General features: G+C 34.2%; 17 protein-coding genes. 16 read left to right on the plus strand and 1 reads right to left on the minus strand.

Going from position 1 to position 16,462, the window contains the following annotated elements; genetic code table 11:
* The first annotated feature begins 89 nt into the window (after positions 1–89).
* The 10 genes from msrB (at position 90) to trxA (ending at position 10,097) form a co-directional block, all read left to right on the plus strand.
* Positions 90–539, plus strand: a complete 450-nt coding sequence (msrB, locus tag AAFN75_RS09775; protein ID WP_411806164.1) for a peptide-methionine (R)-S-oxide reductase MsrB — start codon at positions 90–92, stop codon at positions 537–539.
* A 62-nt stretch (positions 540–601) separates the two neighbouring features.
* Positions 602–844: a glutaredoxin family protein gene (locus AAFN75_RS09780; RefSeq protein ID WP_144115391.1), complete on the plus strand. Its 243-nt coding sequence runs from the start codon at positions 602–604 to the stop codon at positions 842–844.
* Between the two features lie 10 nt (positions 845–854).
* Complete coding sequence (locus tag AAFN75_RS09785) at positions 855–2,417, plus strand: protein adenylyltransferase SelO (protein ID WP_411806165.1); 1,563 nt, start codon at positions 855–857, stop codon at positions 2,415–2,417.
* Between the two features lie 24 nt (positions 2,418–2,441).
* Entirely contained in the window at positions 2,442–2,936 is a 495-nt protein-coding gene (gene msrA, locus AAFN75_RS09790; protein ID WP_411806166.1) for a peptide-methionine (S)-S-oxide reductase MsrA, read from the plus strand.
* An 85-nt stretch (positions 2,937–3,021) separates the two neighbouring features.
* Positions 3,022–3,303 carry a DUF427 domain-containing protein gene (locus AAFN75_RS09795; RefSeq protein WP_411806167.1) on the plus strand — a complete coding sequence of 94 codons (282 nt, stop codon included), beginning with the start codon at positions 3,022–3,024 and terminating at the stop codon, positions 3,301–3,303.
* A gap of 15 nt (positions 3,304–3,318) precedes the next feature.
* On the plus strand, positions 3,319–3,864 hold the full coding sequence (locus AAFN75_RS09800; protein ID WP_411806168.1) for a peptide-methionine (S)-S-oxide reductase: 546 nt from the start codon (positions 3,319–3,321) through the stop codon (positions 3,862–3,864).
* Positions 3,833–5,053 carry an alpha/beta fold hydrolase gene (locus tag AAFN75_RS09805; protein ID WP_411806169.1) on the plus strand — a complete coding sequence of 407 codons (1,221 nt, stop codon included), beginning with the start codon at positions 3,833–3,835 and terminating at the stop codon, positions 5,051–5,053. Before AAFN75_RS09800 ends, AAFN75_RS09805 begins: the two co-directional genes overlap by 32 nt.
* A complete protein-coding gene (locus AAFN75_RS09810; RefSeq protein ID WP_411806170.1) occupies positions 5,053–6,018 on the plus strand; it encodes an aldo/keto reductase in 966 nt (321 codons plus the stop codon). Before AAFN75_RS09805 ends, AAFN75_RS09810 begins: the two co-directional genes overlap by 1 nt.
* A 13-nt stretch (positions 6,019–6,031) precedes the next feature.
* Positions 6,032–9,736 (plus strand): metallophosphoesterase, encoded by a 3,705-nt coding sequence (locus AAFN75_RS09815; protein WP_411806171.1) that lies wholly within the window; start codon positions 6,032–6,034, stop codon positions 9,734–9,736.
* A 61-nt stretch (positions 9,737–9,797) separates the two neighbouring features.
* On the plus strand, positions 9,798–10,097 hold the full coding sequence (trxA, locus tag AAFN75_RS09820) for a thioredoxin (protein ID WP_411806172.1): 300 nt from the start codon (positions 9,798–9,800) through the stop codon (positions 10,095–10,097).
* Between the two features lie 14 nt (positions 10,098–10,111).
* Here the strand turns inward: trxA and AAFN75_RS09825 are convergent, their stop codons facing one another.
* Positions 10,112–10,954 (minus strand): hypothetical protein, encoded by an 843-nt coding sequence (locus AAFN75_RS09825; RefSeq protein ID WP_411806173.1) that lies wholly within the window; start codon positions 10,952–10,954, stop codon positions 10,112–10,114.
* Positions 10,955–11,035: 81 nt separating this feature from the next.
* Here AAFN75_RS09825 and AAFN75_RS09830 point away from each other — a divergent pair, with 81 nt between their 5' ends.
* The 6 genes from AAFN75_RS09830 (at position 11,036) to AAFN75_RS09855 (ending at position 16,451) form a co-directional block, all read left to right on the plus strand.
* Complete coding sequence (locus tag AAFN75_RS09830) at positions 11,036–11,908, plus strand: acyl-CoA thioesterase (protein ID WP_411806174.1); 873 nt, start codon at positions 11,036–11,038, stop codon at positions 11,906–11,908.
* Complete coding sequence (locus AAFN75_RS09835) at positions 11,898–12,584, plus strand: glycerophosphodiester phosphodiesterase (protein WP_411806175.1); 687 nt, start codon at positions 11,898–11,900, stop codon at positions 12,582–12,584. The genes AAFN75_RS09830 and AAFN75_RS09835 overlap by 11 nt, the downstream gene beginning before the upstream one ends.
* Positions 12,581–13,792: an NAD(P)/FAD-dependent oxidoreductase gene (locus tag AAFN75_RS09840; protein WP_411806176.1), complete on the plus strand. Its 1,212-nt coding sequence runs from the start codon at positions 12,581–12,583 to the stop codon at positions 13,790–13,792. The genes AAFN75_RS09835 and AAFN75_RS09840 overlap by 4 nt, the downstream gene beginning before the upstream one ends.
* A gap of 36 nt (positions 13,793–13,828) precedes the next feature.
* On the plus strand, positions 13,829–14,365 hold the full coding sequence (locus AAFN75_RS09845) for a DUF1697 domain-containing protein (protein WP_411806177.1): 537 nt from the start codon (positions 13,829–13,831) through the stop codon (positions 14,363–14,365).
* A 3-nt stretch (positions 14,366–14,368) separates the two neighbouring features.
* Positions 14,369–15,451: a diphosphomevalonate decarboxylase gene (gene mvaD / locus AAFN75_RS09850; protein ID WP_411806178.1), complete on the plus strand. Its 1,083-nt coding sequence runs from the start codon at positions 14,369–14,371 to the stop codon at positions 15,449–15,451.
* Positions 15,452–15,521: 70 nt separating this feature from the next.
* Positions 15,522–16,451 carry a mevalonate kinase gene (locus tag AAFN75_RS09855; RefSeq protein ID WP_411806179.1) on the plus strand — a complete coding sequence of 310 codons (930 nt, stop codon included), beginning with the start codon at positions 15,522–15,524 and terminating at the stop codon, positions 16,449–16,451.
* Positions 16,452–16,462: the final 11 nt, after the last annotated feature.

The following is a 16,462-nucleotide window of genomic DNA, read 5'->3' on the forward strand; positions in this document are numbered from 1 at the left end:
ACAAATTGTAAGTTTTTCAATTTAGATTCGACTATCTTTACATAAAAAAAGCATATTATTTGCAATAAAAAAAAGAAAGGATCCATACTATGCTAACTTGGAAAAAAATAATTAATTTCTCTGTAAAAGGAAACCCAATTCCCGACAAACGTGTCGAAAAAACAGAGGCCGAATGGCAGGCGCAATTAACTCCAGAACAATTTAGAATCACTAGATTAAAAGGTACAGAGCGTCCGCATAGTGGTGCCCTTTGTAGCATTCACGAAGCAGGTAAGTACAACTGCGTGTGTTGCAATACACCATTATTCGATTCTACAATTAAATTTGAGTCTGGTACAGGATGGCCAAGTTTTACACAGCCCATTACAGAAAACACCATTAAGTACGAACGCGATACCGCATTTGGTATGGTGCGTGTAGAGGTTATGTGTAATACATGCGATGCCCATTTAGGGCACGTGTTCCCAGATGGTCCAGAACCTAGCGGTTTGCGATATTGTATAAACTCCGAATCGATGCAATTAGAAAAGGTATCGTAGCCAACAATTAAAGCTTAATTTTGCTTTAATGCGCTTTTTACGGCTTAACCTAATTAGTTATTATGCCAGAGATTAAACTATATGGCGCTAATAGATGCCATAAAACGCAGTATTACAAAAGGTATTTAGAGGGTTTAAATTTAAACTATTCATTTTTGGATGTGGAGTTAAATAATGCTTTCGCGGAAGAATTACGAGCCCTGTATACAAACAGAAAGCTTAATTTTCCAACATTAGTTATTGGACAAAAAAAGTTAAGAAACCCATCTGATGCCGAATTAAAAAAGTGGATAAATAAGCTGTAAATCATAATAAATGAAGCTGAATATAAAAGATACATTCAATACAAAATTACCTGCAGATCCGGTTCTGGAAAATACAAGGAGGCAGGTAACTAAAGCGTGTTTTTCTTATGTAACGCCAAAACAAACTGCGGCACCAGAATTGTTGCATGCATCTCCAGAAATGCTTAAAAATTTAGGGTTGTCTGAAGCCGATTCTAAAAGTGAAGCCTTTTTAAAGGTTTTTACCGGAAATAAAGTATTGCCAAATACTAAACCTTATGCCATGTGTTATGGCGGCTATCAGTTTGGTAATTGGGCAGGACAATTAGGCGATGGTCGCGCTATAAATTTATTTGAAGTACAACATAATAACCAAAATTGGCAAGTCCAATTAAAGGGTGCCGGTGAAACACCATATTCTCGAACAGCCGATGGTTTAGCTGTGTTACGCTCTTCGGTTAGAGAGTATTTATGTAGTGAAGCTATGTTTCATTTAGGCGTGCCAACAACTCGAGCCTTGTCCTTATCATTATCTGGCGATCAAGTACTACGCGACGTGTTGTATAATGGTAATTCGGCCTACGAGAAAGGCGCCATTGTTTGCAGAACAGCAGAAACTTTTTTGCGTTTTGGTAGCTATCAAATTTTTGCTGCTAGGCAAGATAACAAGACGCTTAAAACCTTGGTAGATTATACTATAAAACACCATTTTTCACAGTTAGGTACACCATCAAAAGACACCTATTTAGCCTTTTTTCAAGAAGTTTCAGAGCGCACTTTAAATATGATTATCCATTGGCAACGCGTTGGTTTTGTTCATGGTGTTATGAATACCGATAATATGTCTATCCTTGGTTTAACCATCGATTACGGACCATATGGCTGGTTAGAAGGTTATGATTATGGTTGGACACCCAATACTACCGATAGGCAACATAAGCGTTATCGTTTTGGTAATCAAGCTAATATTGGTTTGTGGAATTTAATTCAGCTGGCAAACGCTATATATCCTTTAATTGATGAAGCCGAACCTTTAGAAGCTATTTTAAATCAGTACAAAATAGATTTTGAAGTGAAGCTGCTTAATATGATGAGCGCTAAATTAGGTCTGCAAACAGAAGATGAAAACGATCAAAAATTAATTTTGGAGTTGGAAGATATCTTGCATCAAACAGAAACCGATATGACGATTTTCTTCAGAAATTTAAGTAATTTTAAAAAAGAAAATCCATTAAAAGGTCTTCAAGTTATTACCGAAGCATTTTATAAGCCTGAAGCGATTGAAGGCGATTTAAAAAGCCGATGGCTTAAATGGTTTGAAAGTTATGCAAAACGGTTAGGTTTAGAAACGTTTTCCGACGAAGACAGAAGTAAAAAAATGAACAGCGTTAACCCAAAATACGTTTTAAGAAATTATATGGCGCAGTTAGCTATTGATGATGGCGATAAGGGCGATTATACATTAATAGATCAAATGTTTAATATGCTAAAAGAGCCCTATAGTGAGCAGCCAGAATATCAACAATGGTTTGCTAAACGTCCGGAATGGGCACGACATAAAGTAGGCTGTTCCATGTTATCTTGTAGTTCATAATACATTAAAATAAAATAAAAAGTAATGAGTAGTTATAAAAAAGCATACATAGCAGGTGGCTGTTTTTGGGGAATGGAAGATTTATTTAGAACACGCCCAGGAATAAAAGATACCGAAGTTGGATATATTGGTGGCGAAAATGATAATCCTACCTATAAATACCATCCGGGTCATGCCGAAGGTATTGAGTTAACCTACGATCCTAATGAGACCTCTTTTAAAGCAATTTTAGATTATTTTTTCAGAATTCACAATCCTACAACTATCGACAGACAAGGAAATGATAAAGGGTCTAGTTACAGGTCGGCAATCTTTTTTCAAAATGAAGACGAAAAAAAGGAAGCCGAAGAGATGATAAGCATTGTTAATGCATCTGGTAAATGGGAAGCCGATGCAGTTACAACATTAGAGCCGTATTCAACCTTTTGGAAAGCAGAACCAGAACATCAAGATTATTTGGTAAGAATACCAAATGGTTATACCTGTCATTTTGAAAGGTTCGAGGAGTCTTTTATATAATCCATTTGTTTTAGCAGAATGAATTTAAATTTTTTTTGAAGCATTATTTAAAAACCAATAGCATTTACAATCTAAATAATAAACTATGAAAGCCATTTGGAATAATCAAATTATAGCAGAGAGTGATAAAACAGTTGTTATAGAAAATAACCATTATTTTCCACACAATAGTATTCTTAAAGAGTTTTTTATAAAGAGTGAGACGCATACCACATGCCCTTGGAAAGGCGAAGCTTCATATTATAATTTAAGTGTTGATGGAAAAGAGAATACAGATGCAGCGTGGTATTACCCCGAAGTTTCGGCATTGGCAAAAGGTATTAAAAATCATGTAGCATTTTGGCGTGGTGTAGAAGTGGTTAAGTAATTATAACACTTTTAAATGCACAACAATTTACAAAAAATAGCATTAGGAGGCGGATGCCATTGGTGTACCGAAGCGGTGTTTCAATCGTTAATTGGTGTATTAAAAGTAGAACAAGGTTTTGTGGCTTCAACGGGAAATAATAGTACGTTTTCCGAAGCTGTAATCGTTCATTTTAATCCAGAAATAATTCCGCTTAAAAGTTTAATTGAAATTCATTTGCATACGCACAAAAGTACCTCTAGTCACTCTATGCGAAATAAATACCGTTCGGCAGTTTATGTGTTTTCAGAAGAACAAAATGAAGCGTCGAAACAAATTATAAAAGGGTTTCAAAGTCAATTTGAAAATCAATTAATAACGGAGGTTTTACCTTTTGCATTGTTTAAAGCATCAAGAGCGCAAATTCAAAATTACTATTACAGTAACCCACAAAAGCCATTTTGTGAAACCTTTATTAATCCGAAGTTAAAAGTGCTTTTAAGTAAGTTTTCAAAATACACAAATCAAGAACGATTAAAACATATAAAAAATGAGCAGTTTAAAGCTGAATATTCAGAATAAGAAGGGGCATAAGTTACAGGCGTTTTTAGAGTTGCCTGCCAACCAAAAACCGCAGCATTACGCTATTTTTGCACATTGTTTTACATGTAGCAGCTCTTTAAGTGCAGTTAGAAATATAAGCAGGTCGCTAACCAGCCATGGTTTTGGTGTATTGCGTTTTGATTTTACTGGATTAGGTAGAAGTGAAGGCGAATTTGCCGAGAGTTATTTTTCTGCAAATGTAGACGACTTATTAGCTGTTAACGAGTATTTAAAATCAAACTACCAAGCGCCAAGTCTTTTAGTTGGGCATTCGTTAGGAGGTGCAGCAGTAATAGTGGCGGCTTCAAAACTAGACAATATTAAAGCGGTAGCAACTGTTGGCGCACCAGCAACGGCTAGCCATGTTACCCATTTGTTTTCTCATGATATTGATGAGGTAAAAGAAAAGGGAGAAGTTGAGGTAAATATTGGAGGGCGACCATTTAAAATTAACGAAGCCTTTGTAAATGATTTTAGTAAAATTGATTTGCCCGAAATAACAAAAAACTTGCGTAAACCAATATTAATTATGCATGCACCGTTTGATAGCATTGTGGGGATTGATAATGCACATAAATTATATCATGATGCCCATCATCCAAAAAGTTTTGTGAGTTTAGATGGCGCAGATCATTTATTATCCGACTCTAAGGATAGTAAGTATGTAGGTAACATAATTGGTACCTGGGTGCAACGCTATTTTGTGCAAGAAGATAATAGTATGTTAGATACCAAAGGCGAGCAATTAGTGGCACATTTAAACCTAGTTGAGGATAACTTTACAACTTCTATACAAACTAAAAAGCATAGTTTTATTGCCGATGAGCCCGAGCATGTTGGTGGTGACGATTTTGGACCATCGCCTTACGATTTTTTAAGCGCAGGATTAGCAGCCTGTACCGTTATGACGCTAAAAATGTATGCCCAGCGTAAAAAATGGGATTTGCAAGAAGTGTATGTGTATATTACTTATTCAAAAAAACATAGCGACGATTTAATGCTGGATCTAGATAAGCCAAAACAAATAGATCATTTACAAAAAAGATTAAAATTTGTTGGTAATTTAGACGAAAAACAAAAGACACGTTTAAAAGAAATAGCTGCAAAATGTCCAGTTCATAAAACACTAACTAGCGATACCGTAATTGAAACCGAAGTTATAGAGTAATGGAACACAGTTTAAAAACAAAAATAGGTTTAGGTTTAGCAGCGTTAGGCAGACCCGAGTATATTAATATTAGGCCAACAAGTTTAAACGATAAAACACAAGAAACCTTTAAAAATAATGCCCTTTCGGTTTTAGATGAAGCGTATCATTTAGGTGTTCGTTATTTTGATACGGCACCTTCTTATGGTAAAGGCGAAGCCTTTTTAAAGGAATGGGACGCTAATAATAAGTATCCAGATGCTATTTTAGGAACAAAATGGGGATACACGTATGTGGCTAATTGGGAACTTGGTTACAATGGTAAGCATGAAATTAAAGAACACTCGCGAGAAAAATTAGTGGAGCAATGGCAAGTTTCAAAACACATGATGCCTAATTTAAAATACTACCAAATACATTCGGCAACGTTTGATAGTGGCGTTCTAGAAAATCAAGCTGTTTTAAATAAGTTACATCAAATACAAAAGGAAACAGGATTAAAAATAGGTATAACAACTAGTGGTGCAAACCAAAAAGAGGTTATTGAGGCAGCTTTAAAAGTTAAGATTAACGGAAATTGTTTGTTTGATAGTTTTCAAGTTACTTATAATGTGTTTGAGCAGTCTACGTTTTCAGTTTTAAAAACGGTTTTAAATTTAGATAAAACCGTTATTATAAAGGAGGCTTTAGCAAATGGACGTGTTTTTAAAAATGAAGCATTTCAACATTATACAAACGCCTATACTATTATAGAAGCCTTATCTTTAAAGTATAAGGTAGGGGTTGATGCTATTGCATTGCGTTTTGTGATGGATAATTTACAGCCTACTTATGTGTTAAGTGGCGCCTCTAATAAAACGCAGCTAATACAAAATTTAAAAGCTTTAGATTTTAGTTTTACTAAAGCAGAATTGCAAGAACTTCAAAGTTTAACAGTATCTTCTAACAACTATTGGGACGAACGAAGTGCATTGCTTTGGAACTAAATAAAATTATTAAATGAATTCAACTAAAATGAAATTTTCAAAAATAGCATTACTATTTTTTATCATTACCTTTTTAAATGCGTGTGCTACGTATAAAACGCAGTATAACAATTTGGATACTAGTTTTAGTTTTCCGGACAAAGAAATTGCGCATTCCTTTTATTTAATTGGCGATGGTGGTAATTCGCCAATTGGTTCTGTATCTCAAGGTGTCCAAGCCTTTAAAGCTGAATTGGACAAAGCATCTAAAAATAGTACAGCTATTTTTTTAGGTGATAATATCTATCCTAAAGGGCTGCCAGACGAAAAGGATAAGAGACGCGCATTTGCAGAATATCAATTAAAAGTTCAAACCGAGGCTGTTAAAGATTTTAAAGGTGAAACTATTTTTATACCTGGTAATCACGATTGGTATAGCCAAGGTCTTATAGGTTTAAAACGACAAGAAAAATATATTGAAGACGCTTTAGGAAAAAATACATTTTTACCCGAAGATGGTTGCCCCTTAGAAAAAGTTGAAATCTCTGATGATATTGTTATAATTATTGTTGATACCGAATGGTATTTAACCAATTGGGATAAACATCCAACTATAAATGATGATTGCGAAATTAAATCGCGATTTAAGTTTTTTGAAGAGTTTGAAAGCTTAGTTAAAAAAGCACGAGGTAAAACCACAATTATCGCTATGCATCACCCTATGTTTACAAATGGGCCGCATGGTGGGAAGTACGATTTTAATTCGCATTTAAAGCCTTTTCCTGTTTTAGGATCGCTTAAAAATTTAATACGAAAAACGAGCGGGTTATCTCCGGCCGATGTGCAATATAAAAATTATAATGCCTTTAAAAAACGTATTGTAACCCTTGCTCAAGAAAACGATAAAACCGTATTTGTATCTGGGCACGAGCATAGTTTACAATATTTAGTACACGATAATTTACCTCAAATTATTAGCGGTGCAGGATCTAAATCTACGGCCACTCGAAATGTAGTTGATGCGTTTTCATCAAGCGATCCCGGTTATGCACGTTTTGATGTTTTTACCGATGGATCATCAGCCGTTCGATTTTATTCAGCTAAAAGCGACGAGGTGCTTTTTCAAACTAAAGTGTTTTCAGAAGATAAAAAAGAATATAATCATGATTTTAAGCCTTTTCCAAACGAAATGGTAGCATCTGTGTATTCTGAAGAGGAGGTCGCTAAAACAGGTTTTCATAAATATATTTGGGGCGATCGCTACAGGTCTTATTATGGTACAAAAGTTAAAGTGCCAACTGTAAATTTAGATACTATGTTTGGTGGTTTAGAGCCTTATAGAAAAGGTGGTGGGCATCAATCAAAATCATTGCAATTAATAAATAAAGAAGGTAAACGCTATGTTATGCGTGCCATAAGAAAAAGTGCCACGGTATATTTACAAGCTATGGCGTTTAAGGACCAATATATTGAGGGGCAGTTTGAAGGCACAGTTACCGAAGATTTATTATTAGATTTTTATACAGGTTCGCATCCTTACGCACCATTTGTAACAGGAGGTTTGTCTGATGCTGTTAATCTTTATCATACTAATCCTGTGTTATACTATGTGCCAAAACAAAAAGCTTTAGCGGGTTTTAATGAAGATTTTGGAGACGAATTATATATGATAGAAGAACATGTTTCCGATGGACATGGCGATATTAAAAGTTTTGGAAATGCTAATAAAATTGAGAGTACCGACGATCTAATTAAAAACTTAAGAAAGGATGAGAAATACTCAGTAGATCAAACGCTCTTTTTAAGAGCGCGTTTATTCGATATGGTTATTGGCGATTGGGATAGACATGTCGATCAATGGAGATGGGCAGAGTTTGAAGAAGCTGATAAAGTGATTTATAGACCCATTCCTAGAGATAGAGATCAAGCCTTTTCTGTAATGGGCGATGGGGCTTTAATGAATGTAGCCACTAGAATTATCCCAACTTTAAAGTTAATGGAAGGGTTTAATTATGATATTAGAAATGTAAAAGGCTTTAACTCCAGTCCTTTTTCTTTAGATATGATGTTGCTAAACGAAACCACAAGAAAAGATTGGGAAGAGCAGGTAGCCTATTTGCAAAAAAGTTTAACGGACAATGTTTTGGATAATGCGTTTAAAGCCTTTCCTAAAGAGGTTCAAGACGAAACGATTGATAAGATAAAAGAGGTGATAAAAGCACGACTTGAAAACCTTCCAGAATCTGCAGATGCCTATTACAATGCGTTAATTAAAATACCTTTAATACGAGGAACCGATAAAGATGATTTTTTTGAAATTGAACGCTTTCCAAACGGAAATACCAAAGTAACCGTAAGCCGAATTAAGGATGGTGAAAAGGGAATTATAATACATGAGCAAGCGTATAACAAAACGTATACAAAGGAGATTTGGCTTTATGGTTTAGATGATGACGATGTGTTTAGAGTTTCGGGTAAAGGAGATAAGCTTATTAAGTTAAGGCTAGTTGGTAATCAAAATAACGATACCTATACCATCGAAAATGGTAAAAAAGTTAAGATGTACGATTTTAAATCAAAGAAAAATCAATTTACAACCAATAAAGGAAGCAAACGTTTAGTTGATGATTATGATACTAATGTTTATAATTACACAACCGCTAAATTTAGTAACAATCAATTTACTCCAGTATTAGGCGCAAATCCGGATGATGGTTTTAAACTCGGTTTTTTAAATGTACTAACTAATTATGGGTTTGAGCGTAATCCATTTAGCTCGCAACATAGCTTTTCGGGTGCTTATTATTTTGCCACAAGTGGATATGATTTTGAGTATAATGGCGAGTTTGCCAATATAGTAGGAAAATGGAATTTAGGCTTAAATGCTAAGTTTACTAGCCCTAACTACGCTATAAATTTCTTTGGTTATGGTAATAGTACACCCAATTTAAATGTAGATGACGAAGATAATTTCAATATAGATTACAATCGAGTAAGACTAAGTACATTAAAATTTGCGCCTAGTTTAAACTGGCGCGGAAAATTTGGAGCCCATATAAAGTTAGGTGTTAGTTACGAATCTATAGAGGTAGAAGAAACTAACGATAGATTCATTAATGATTTTTACGTTGCAAGCGGTGAAGAAAATCAAAAGGATTTTGTTGGTGTTAATGGGACATATAGTTTCCGAAATAAAGATAGCGAAGCATTTCCTACTTCAGGTATTCAAACCCAACTACAATTAGGGTATACCACTAATGTAGAAGATTCAAAAGGTTTTGCGTATCTAATTCCAGAGCTAGGATTCGATTATAAAATATCTGCTAGTGGTAAATTAGTGTTGGCAACATTGGCAAAAGCCCATTTTATTTTTGGTGATAATTTCGAGTTTTATCAAGCGGCAAGTTTAGGAGCCAATAATGGACTTCGTGGTTTTAGAAACGAACGTTTTTCTGGTAAAAGATCATTTTATCAAAGTACAGATTTACGTTTAAATTTAAAAAAGTTTAAAACAGGATTACTGCCTTTAAATATTGGTGTGTATACTGGCTTTGATTATGGTAGAGTTTGGGTAGATAACAATCTTGTTTTTAGTAATGCTTTTAACGCAAACAGATGGAATACCTCAATAGGTGGTGGTGTTTTTGCAAATGCAGCCGATGTTGTTACGTTTAACTTATCTGCTTTTAATAGCGATGATGGTTTACGTTTTGCGTTTAAAGTTGGTTTTGGTTTTTAAGCTGAAAAGCGTGTAATTTTTTAACGATAACTTCGACTAAAATATCAAGAAATTGTAATTTATGAAAAGTAGTTTTAAAGATATAATAACTTCGGAAGATGTTGTTTTAGTAGATTTTTTTGGAACATGGTGTGGACCTTGTCAAGCACTTATGCCTATTCTAAAAGATGTTAAGGAGCAGTTAGGCGACGCTGTAAAAATAGTAAAAGTAGATATTGATAAAAATCAAGAATTGGCTACAAAGTATCAGGTGCGTAGCGTACCGACCATGATTTTGTTTAAAGACGGAGTTCCTAAATGGAGGCAATCTGGTGTGTTACAAAAAAGTGATATTGTAAATGTGATAGAAACACATAGCTAATTAACTTTTCAAGATTAATTTAAGCTAAAGCTATATAAGTTTCCGCCGGCACCATGAGCTTTTTCATCGGTTATTAAAAGCGTATTGTTGTCGGTAAAACAAACACCTTCCTTTTGCGAGTCGAAAGTAAAATCATAGCGTTTAACTTCTCCTGTAAAAAAATCATCTGAGGTAAAATTAGAAAAAACAATAGCCGCCTTAGGAGAAAGTAACACCACGTGTTTACCATCATCACTAATATCAGCCGAAGTAATCCAACAACCAGAATCGTCACAAGAGTTAAATGAATTGATGTATTCTGCAACATGGTGTCCTGGAGTTGCTGGTATTTTGTATAAATCTGTTTTTCCAAAATTACCACGAACCCTGCTCTTGGTAAACAGGTGTAAGCTATTGTTGTAGTAAAAAAACGATTCGCAATCAAAGAACATCTGTTTCTTTTTGGGCGGGAATTTATCTTGTTTTGGGTATTTAAACGATATGCGTTCTATGTCAATTTTACTATCCTTATCTAAATCTTCAGCATTAACTTTCAATATTGTAAGATTTGTTCTTTTGTTTTGATTATTACCAAAATCTCCAATGTAAATGTTTCCTACATGATCCGATGCTAAATCTTCCCAATCATGGTTTTTAGCATTAATTTTTAATTCTTTTTCAATATTTCCTTTTTTATTTATGCCGTAAATTCTAGCTTTGTTGCCACTATCATTTAACATCCAAATTAAATTGGTTTGTTGGGTAGTTTCGGTTCCAGAAACCTCGTTTAGGGTTTTAGGAAGATCTGTGATAATATTTAGTTTACCGGTATCACAGCTAGAAATAATCAGGAAAAATAGAATTAGAAGTTTATTCATTTTAGGTAGTCAAAATTTATAGTGGTAAATTTACACACATATTTTTGATATTATAATGTATTGATTAATTTAAAGTAAGATATGACCACAGTTAACGACTTATTAAAACTTTTAGTATTAGAAAAAATAGGCGATAACGAATTTAACGGGGTTAGCAAAACTATTGGAAGTCCTATTGTATTTGGAGGACAGGTTTTGGCTCAAGCTATAAATGCGGCAAGTCGTACTATTACAAATCAAAGAGTTTTACATTCCATGCATGCTTATTTTTTAGAGGCAGGCGATTTAGAACTCCCAATAACCTATAATGTAAGTATTGTTAGAGATGGCGGTAGTTTTTCGGTAAGACGTGTTACAGCGCATCAAAAGGAAACGACTATTTTTATTTTATCGGCATCTTTTCATAAAAAGGAAGCGGGTTACAATCATCAAATTGAATTAAAACCGAATATAAAACAACCAGAAGAGTTGTTAAGTTGGACGGATATGTATGAGAAATATGGCGAAAATTTACCTAAAGGAATAAAATCTTTTTTGTCAATTGAGCGCCCTATTGAGTTTAAACCAACGACCTTTGTAAATCCGTTAGATAAAAAAGATTTACCACCAAATTATGATGTTTGGTTTAAATTAAAAGGAGATGTTAAAGGGCTGGATTTGGCAACAAAACAGCAAATTTTAACTTATATTTCGGATTATAATATTTTAACAGCAACATTAAACCCACATGCAAGTAAAGCGCATTGGGGTAATACAATAACAGCTAGTTTAGATCACTCCATGTGGTTTTTTAGAGAATTCGATTTTTCAGACTGGCTGCTTTATACTATGGAATCTCCTAGTGCATCGAGCGCTAGAGGATTTGCAAGAGGGAATATTTTTACTAGAGATGGTAAATTAATAGCCACAGTGGCTCAAGAAGGATTAATAAGACCTATTAAAAATGACAAGTAATATTTTAAAAATCGGACATAGAGGAGCCAAAGGGCATTTAACCGAAAACACTTTAGAATCTATTAAAAAAGGCCTTAGTTTAAAGGTTGATGGCATTGAGATAGATGTGCATCGTTGTGCTACGGGTCAGTTAGTTGTTTTTCACGATTTCACTGTAGATAGAATTACCGATGGTACTGGAGAGGTTGCTCAACATTCACTTAACGCTTTAAAAAAACTTAAAACGAAGGGGACGTATCAAATACCATCTTTAGCAGAAGTTTTAGCTTTTGTGGATAACAAGTGCTTATTAAATATAGAGCTTAAAGGTCAAGATACCGCTAAGGAGGCAGCTAGAATTATTACATTTTATGTGGATAAAAAAGGTTGGGCCTATAGTAATATTTTAGTGTCTAGTTTTCAAGAAGATTTGCTAAAAGAAGTTTACGACATAAATGATAAAATTCCTTTAGGTGTACTTACAGACAGAAATTTAAATAGAGCTGTAACTTTTGCAAAAACCATAAAAGCGGTTAGTATTCATGTCGATTACACCATGTTAACAGAAGAGGTTGTTGCAGAATTAAAAGAAGAATTTAAAGTGTTTGCGTTTACGGTAAATAATTTAAAGCCTTTAGAGCGTATAAAATCTTATGGTGTTGATGGTATAATTTCTGATTATCCAGATAGAATATGACGTTTAAAGACGTTATTGTAGTAGGTGGTGGCGCTGCAGGTTTTTTTGCAGCCATTAATATTGCAGAACAAAATCCAAATTTAAAAGTTGCCATTTTAGAGCGTAGCAAAGAAGGTTTAGCGAAAGTGAAAGTTTCTGGTGGTGGACGCTGTAATGTAACGCATGCCGAATTTATTCCTAAAGAATTAACTCAAAACTATCCGCGAGGCGAAAAAGAACTTTTAGGTCCGTTTCATCAGTTTATGACGGGCGATACTATTGAGTGGTTTGAAAAACATGGTGTCGAACTCAAAATAGAGGACGATGGGAGAATGTTTCCAGTCTCCAATTCATCGCAAACCATAATTAACTGCTTTTTAAATGAAGCAGAAAAGCATCAGGTTGAGGTATTTTATAGCCATATTGTAAAAGCTATTGATCCTCAAGACCAACAATTTAAAATTGAAACCTCTCAAGGCGATTTTTTAACCAATAAGCTGTTAATAGCTACTGGTAGTAATCCTAAAATTTGGAATCTTTTAGAGCCTTTAGGGCATACCATTTCGCAACCAGTACCTTCATTGTTTACGTTTAATATAAAAGACGAGCGCATACAGGATATTCCGGGTGTGGTCGCTCAAGATGTTGAGGTAAAGGTGTTAGATACTAATTTGTGGAGCGAAGGGCCTTTGTTAATTACACATTGGGGTATGAGCGCGCCTTCTATTTTAAAACTATCGGCATTTGGAGCTTTAGAATTAGCAAAACGAGATTATAAATTTCAAATAGAAATTAATTTTATAAGGCAAACGTTTAATGATTGTTTGGAGGTTTTAAAAACGCTTAAACAGGATTTAGCAAAAAAAACGGTATTTAAGTCTACACAATTTGATATTCCTAAGCGACTATGGCATAAGTTGGTATTAGCTTCGGGCATGGAAATGGAAACCCGTTGGGCCGATTTAAATAAAGAAAAATTAGAGAATTTAGCAGGTCAGCTAACCCAAGCTATTTTTAAGGTAGATGGTAAAAGTACTTTTAAAGAAGAGTTTGTTACCGCAGGAGGTATTAATCTTAAAGAAATTGATTTTAAAACCTTTGAAAGCAAACGTGTTAAAAACTTATATTTTGCAGGCGAGGTAATAAATGTAGACGCTATTACTGGCGGTTTTAATTTTCAAAATGCATGGACAGGCGCTTACATTGCTGCAAAAAATATTGCGCAATAGGTTCTCTAGTTCTACTATTCTTATTAAAACAAAATAATGAATACATACATCGCACTTTTAAGAGGCATAAACGTTAGTGGGAAGCATAAAATCCCAATGGCCGAACTAAGCGATTTACTTTCAAAAGAAGGCTTAGTAAATGTTCAAACTTATATACAAACTGGTAATGTGTTTTTTCAATCTTCAGAAGGAGCAAAAGCAAGTTTAGAAACAACAATTCATAATGCAATTAAATCTCATTTTGGGTTCGAAGTGCCTGTTTTAGTACTAACTCCAAAAGAATTGCAATACGTTTTTGATAGTTGCCCGTTTTTAGAAGAGCAGAAGGAAAAAAGTTATTTCATGTTGCTATATAGTAAGCCTGATGAAAAACTAGTAGAGGATGTTTTAAAATTATCCTTTTCAAATGAAACTTTTCATATAACTAACAAGGCCATCTATTTTTACAGTTCTGTGGGGTATGGGAGGGCTAAATGCAGTAATAATTTTTTCGAACGAAAATTAAAAATTACAGCTACAGCAAGAAATTATAAAACTATGGTAAAGTTATTATCTTTGTCAGCTGATAATTAATTTATGGTAGAAGAACATTTCATTCCAAAAAAATATACAAATTCAATTGACAACGGAAGTTTTACCTGGTCGTCACCAAGTAATATCGCGCTAGTTAAATACTGGGGAAAAAAGGAACATCAAATTCCAGAAAACCCATCTATAAGTTTTACCCTAAACCATTGTAAAACCACAACTAAAGTTAGCTTTTCTAAAAAAGAGGATGCTAGTGGTTTTTCGTTTGATGTGTTTCTAGATAATGAGGAAAAGGGCGATTTTAAACCAAAAATTGAAACCTTTTTTAAACGTATAGAAGTTTACTTGCCGTTTTTAAAAGATTATCATTTTAAAATAGAAACCACAAACACGTTTCCGCATAGTTCTGGCATAGCATCTTCGGCGTCGGGCATGAGTGCTTTAGCCTTGTGTTTAATGAGTATTGAAGAAGAATTTGGTACAGAAGATTATTTTGATGATTATTTCATCCAAAAAGCATCATTCTTAGCGCGTTTAGGTTCAGGAAGCGCATGCAGAAGTTTAGAAGGCGATTTGGTTGTTTGGGGTAAGCATAAAGACATCGAAGGTAGTTCAGATTTATTCGGTGTAAAATATCCTTGTCAAGTGCATTCAAACTTTAAAAACTATCAAGACACTATTTTGTTGGTCGATAAAGGCGAAAAGCAGGTAAGCAGTACTGTTGGTCATAATTTAATGCATGGGCACCCGTTTGCTCAAGAGCGTTTTAAACAGGCTAATAAAAACCTTTCAGATATAATTTCTATTTTGAAGGAAGGCGATCTAGATGCATTTATAGCACTTGTTGAAAGCGAAGCATTAACGCTTCATGCTATGATGATGACAAGCATGCCGTATTTTATTTTAATGAAACCCAATACCTTAGAAATTATTAATAAAATTTGGGAATATAGAAAGACTTCAGGATCAAAAGTATGTTTTACTTTAGATGCTGGAGCAAATGTACATGTGCTGTACCCAGAGAATGAGGCTACTTCGGTGTTAGAATTCATTCAGAATGAATTAGTTGCATATTGTCAAAATGGACAGTATATTTGCGATGTTATTGGTTTGGGGGCTAGTAAAGTATAAAATGCAAATGTTTTTTTGTTTAAAAAAAACGTATATTTGTTAAACGCGTTGCCCAAACAAAGTATCTTTTATGAAAGGACCTCTATTTTATTCAAAAATTTTACTCTTCGGAGAGTACGGAATTATTAAGGATTCCAAAGGTTTATCTATTCCATATAGCTTCTATAATGGCGCTTTAAAGAAAGATGAAAATCCTTCAGATGTAGCAGTCAAATCAAACGAAAGTTTAAAACGTTTTGCTGCTCATATTCAAGGTATAGATTCTAATATTGTTCGTTTTGATAACGATCGTTTACAAGCCGATGTAAATTCGGGGATGTATTTCGATTCTTCAATTCCGCAAGGTTACGGCGTTGGTAGTAGTGGTGCTTTAGTTGCTGCGCTTTACGACCAGTATGCATTCGATAAAATTACGGTTCTAGAAAATTTAACAAGAGAGAAACTTTTAAAGTTAAAAACCATTTTTTCTTCTATGGAATCTTTTTTCCACGGAAAATCTTCTGGTTTAGATCCTTTAAATAGCTATTTAAGCATTCCAATTCTTATTAATTCTAAAGATAATATTGAAGCTACAGGCATTCCAGCACAACAAAGTTCTGGTAAGGGCGCTGTGTTTTTAATAGACAGCGGAATAATAGGAGAAACAGCACCAATGGTAAGCTTGTTTATGGAAAGCATGAAACAAGAAGGGTTCAGGAAAATGCTTAAAAATCAGTTTATAAAACATACCGATGCATGCGTAGAAGATTTTTTAAAAGGCGATGTAAAATCCTTGTTTTCTAACACTAAGCAATTATCAAAAGTAGTTTTAAGTCATTTTAAACCAATGATTCCAAAGCAATTTCATGAGTTATGGAAAAAAGGATTAGACACTAACGATTATTACTTAAAACTTTGTGGTTCTGGTGGTGGTGGTTATATTTTAGGTTTTACCGAAGATATCCAAAAGGCAAAATTAGCTCTGTCCGACTATAAGCTAGAAGTCGTTTATAATTTCTAAGCAATTTAAAT

It is taken from the genome of Algibacter sp. AS12 (genome assembly GCF_046736315.1).
Classification (GTDB): domain Bacteria; phylum Bacteroidota; class Bacteroidia; order Flavobacteriales; family Flavobacteriaceae; genus Algibacter_B; species Algibacter_B amylolyticus.

Bases quoted from the DNA above. Each gene is read 5' to 3' on its own strand.
- msrB (WP_411806164.1), top strand. From the start codon at position 90: ATGCTAACTTGGAAAAAAATAATTAATTTCTCTGTAAAAGGAAACCCA.
- AAFN75_RS09780 (WP_144115391.1), top strand. From the start codon at position 602: ATGCCAGAGATTAAACTATATGGCGCTAATAGATGCCATAAAACGCAG.
- AAFN75_RS09785 (WP_411806165.1), top strand. From the start codon at position 855: ATGAAGCTGAATATAAAAGATACATTCAATACAAAATTACCTGCAGAT.
- msrA (WP_411806166.1), top strand. From the start codon at position 2,442: ATGAGTAGTTATAAAAAAGCATACATAGCAGGTGGCTGTTTTTGGGGA.
- AAFN75_RS09795 (WP_411806167.1), top strand. From the start codon at position 3,022: ATGAAAGCCATTTGGAATAATCAAATTATAGCAGAGAGTGATAAAACA.
- AAFN75_RS09800 (WP_411806168.1), top strand. From the start codon at position 3,319: ATGCACAACAATTTACAAAAAATAGCATTAGGAGGCGGATGCCATTGG.
- AAFN75_RS09805 (WP_411806169.1), top strand. From the start codon at position 3,833: ATGAGCAGTTTAAAGCTGAATATTCAGAATAAGAAGGGGCATAAGTTA.
- AAFN75_RS09810 (WP_411806170.1), top strand. From the start codon at position 5,053: ATGGAACACAGTTTAAAAACAAAAATAGGTTTAGGTTTAGCAGCGTTA.
- AAFN75_RS09815 (WP_411806171.1), top strand. From the start codon at position 6,032: ATGAATTCAACTAAAATGAAATTTTCAAAAATAGCATTACTATTTTTT.
- trxA (WP_411806172.1), top strand. From the start codon at position 9,798: ATGAAAAGTAGTTTTAAAGATATAATAACTTCGGAAGATGTTGTTTTA.
- AAFN75_RS09825 (WP_411806173.1), bottom strand. From the start codon at position 10,954: ATGAATAAACTTCTAATTCTATTTTTCCTGATTATTTCTAGCTGTGAT.
- AAFN75_RS09830 (WP_411806174.1), top strand. From the start codon at position 11,036: ATGACCACAGTTAACGACTTATTAAAACTTTTAGTATTAGAAAAAATA.
- AAFN75_RS09835 (WP_411806175.1), top strand. From the start codon at position 11,898: ATGACAAGTAATATTTTAAAAATCGGACATAGAGGAGCCAAAGGGCAT.
- AAFN75_RS09840 (WP_411806176.1), top strand. From the start codon at position 12,581: ATGACGTTTAAAGACGTTATTGTAGTAGGTGGTGGCGCTGCAGGTTTT.
- AAFN75_RS09845 (WP_411806177.1), top strand. From the start codon at position 13,829: ATGAATACATACATCGCACTTTTAAGAGGCATAAACGTTAGTGGGAAG.
- mvaD (WP_411806178.1), top strand. From the start codon at position 14,369: ATGGTAGAAGAACATTTCATTCCAAAAAAATATACAAATTCAATTGAC.
- AAFN75_RS09855 (WP_411806179.1), top strand. From the start codon at position 15,522: ATGAAAGGACCTCTATTTTATTCAAAAATTTTACTCTTCGGAGAGTAC.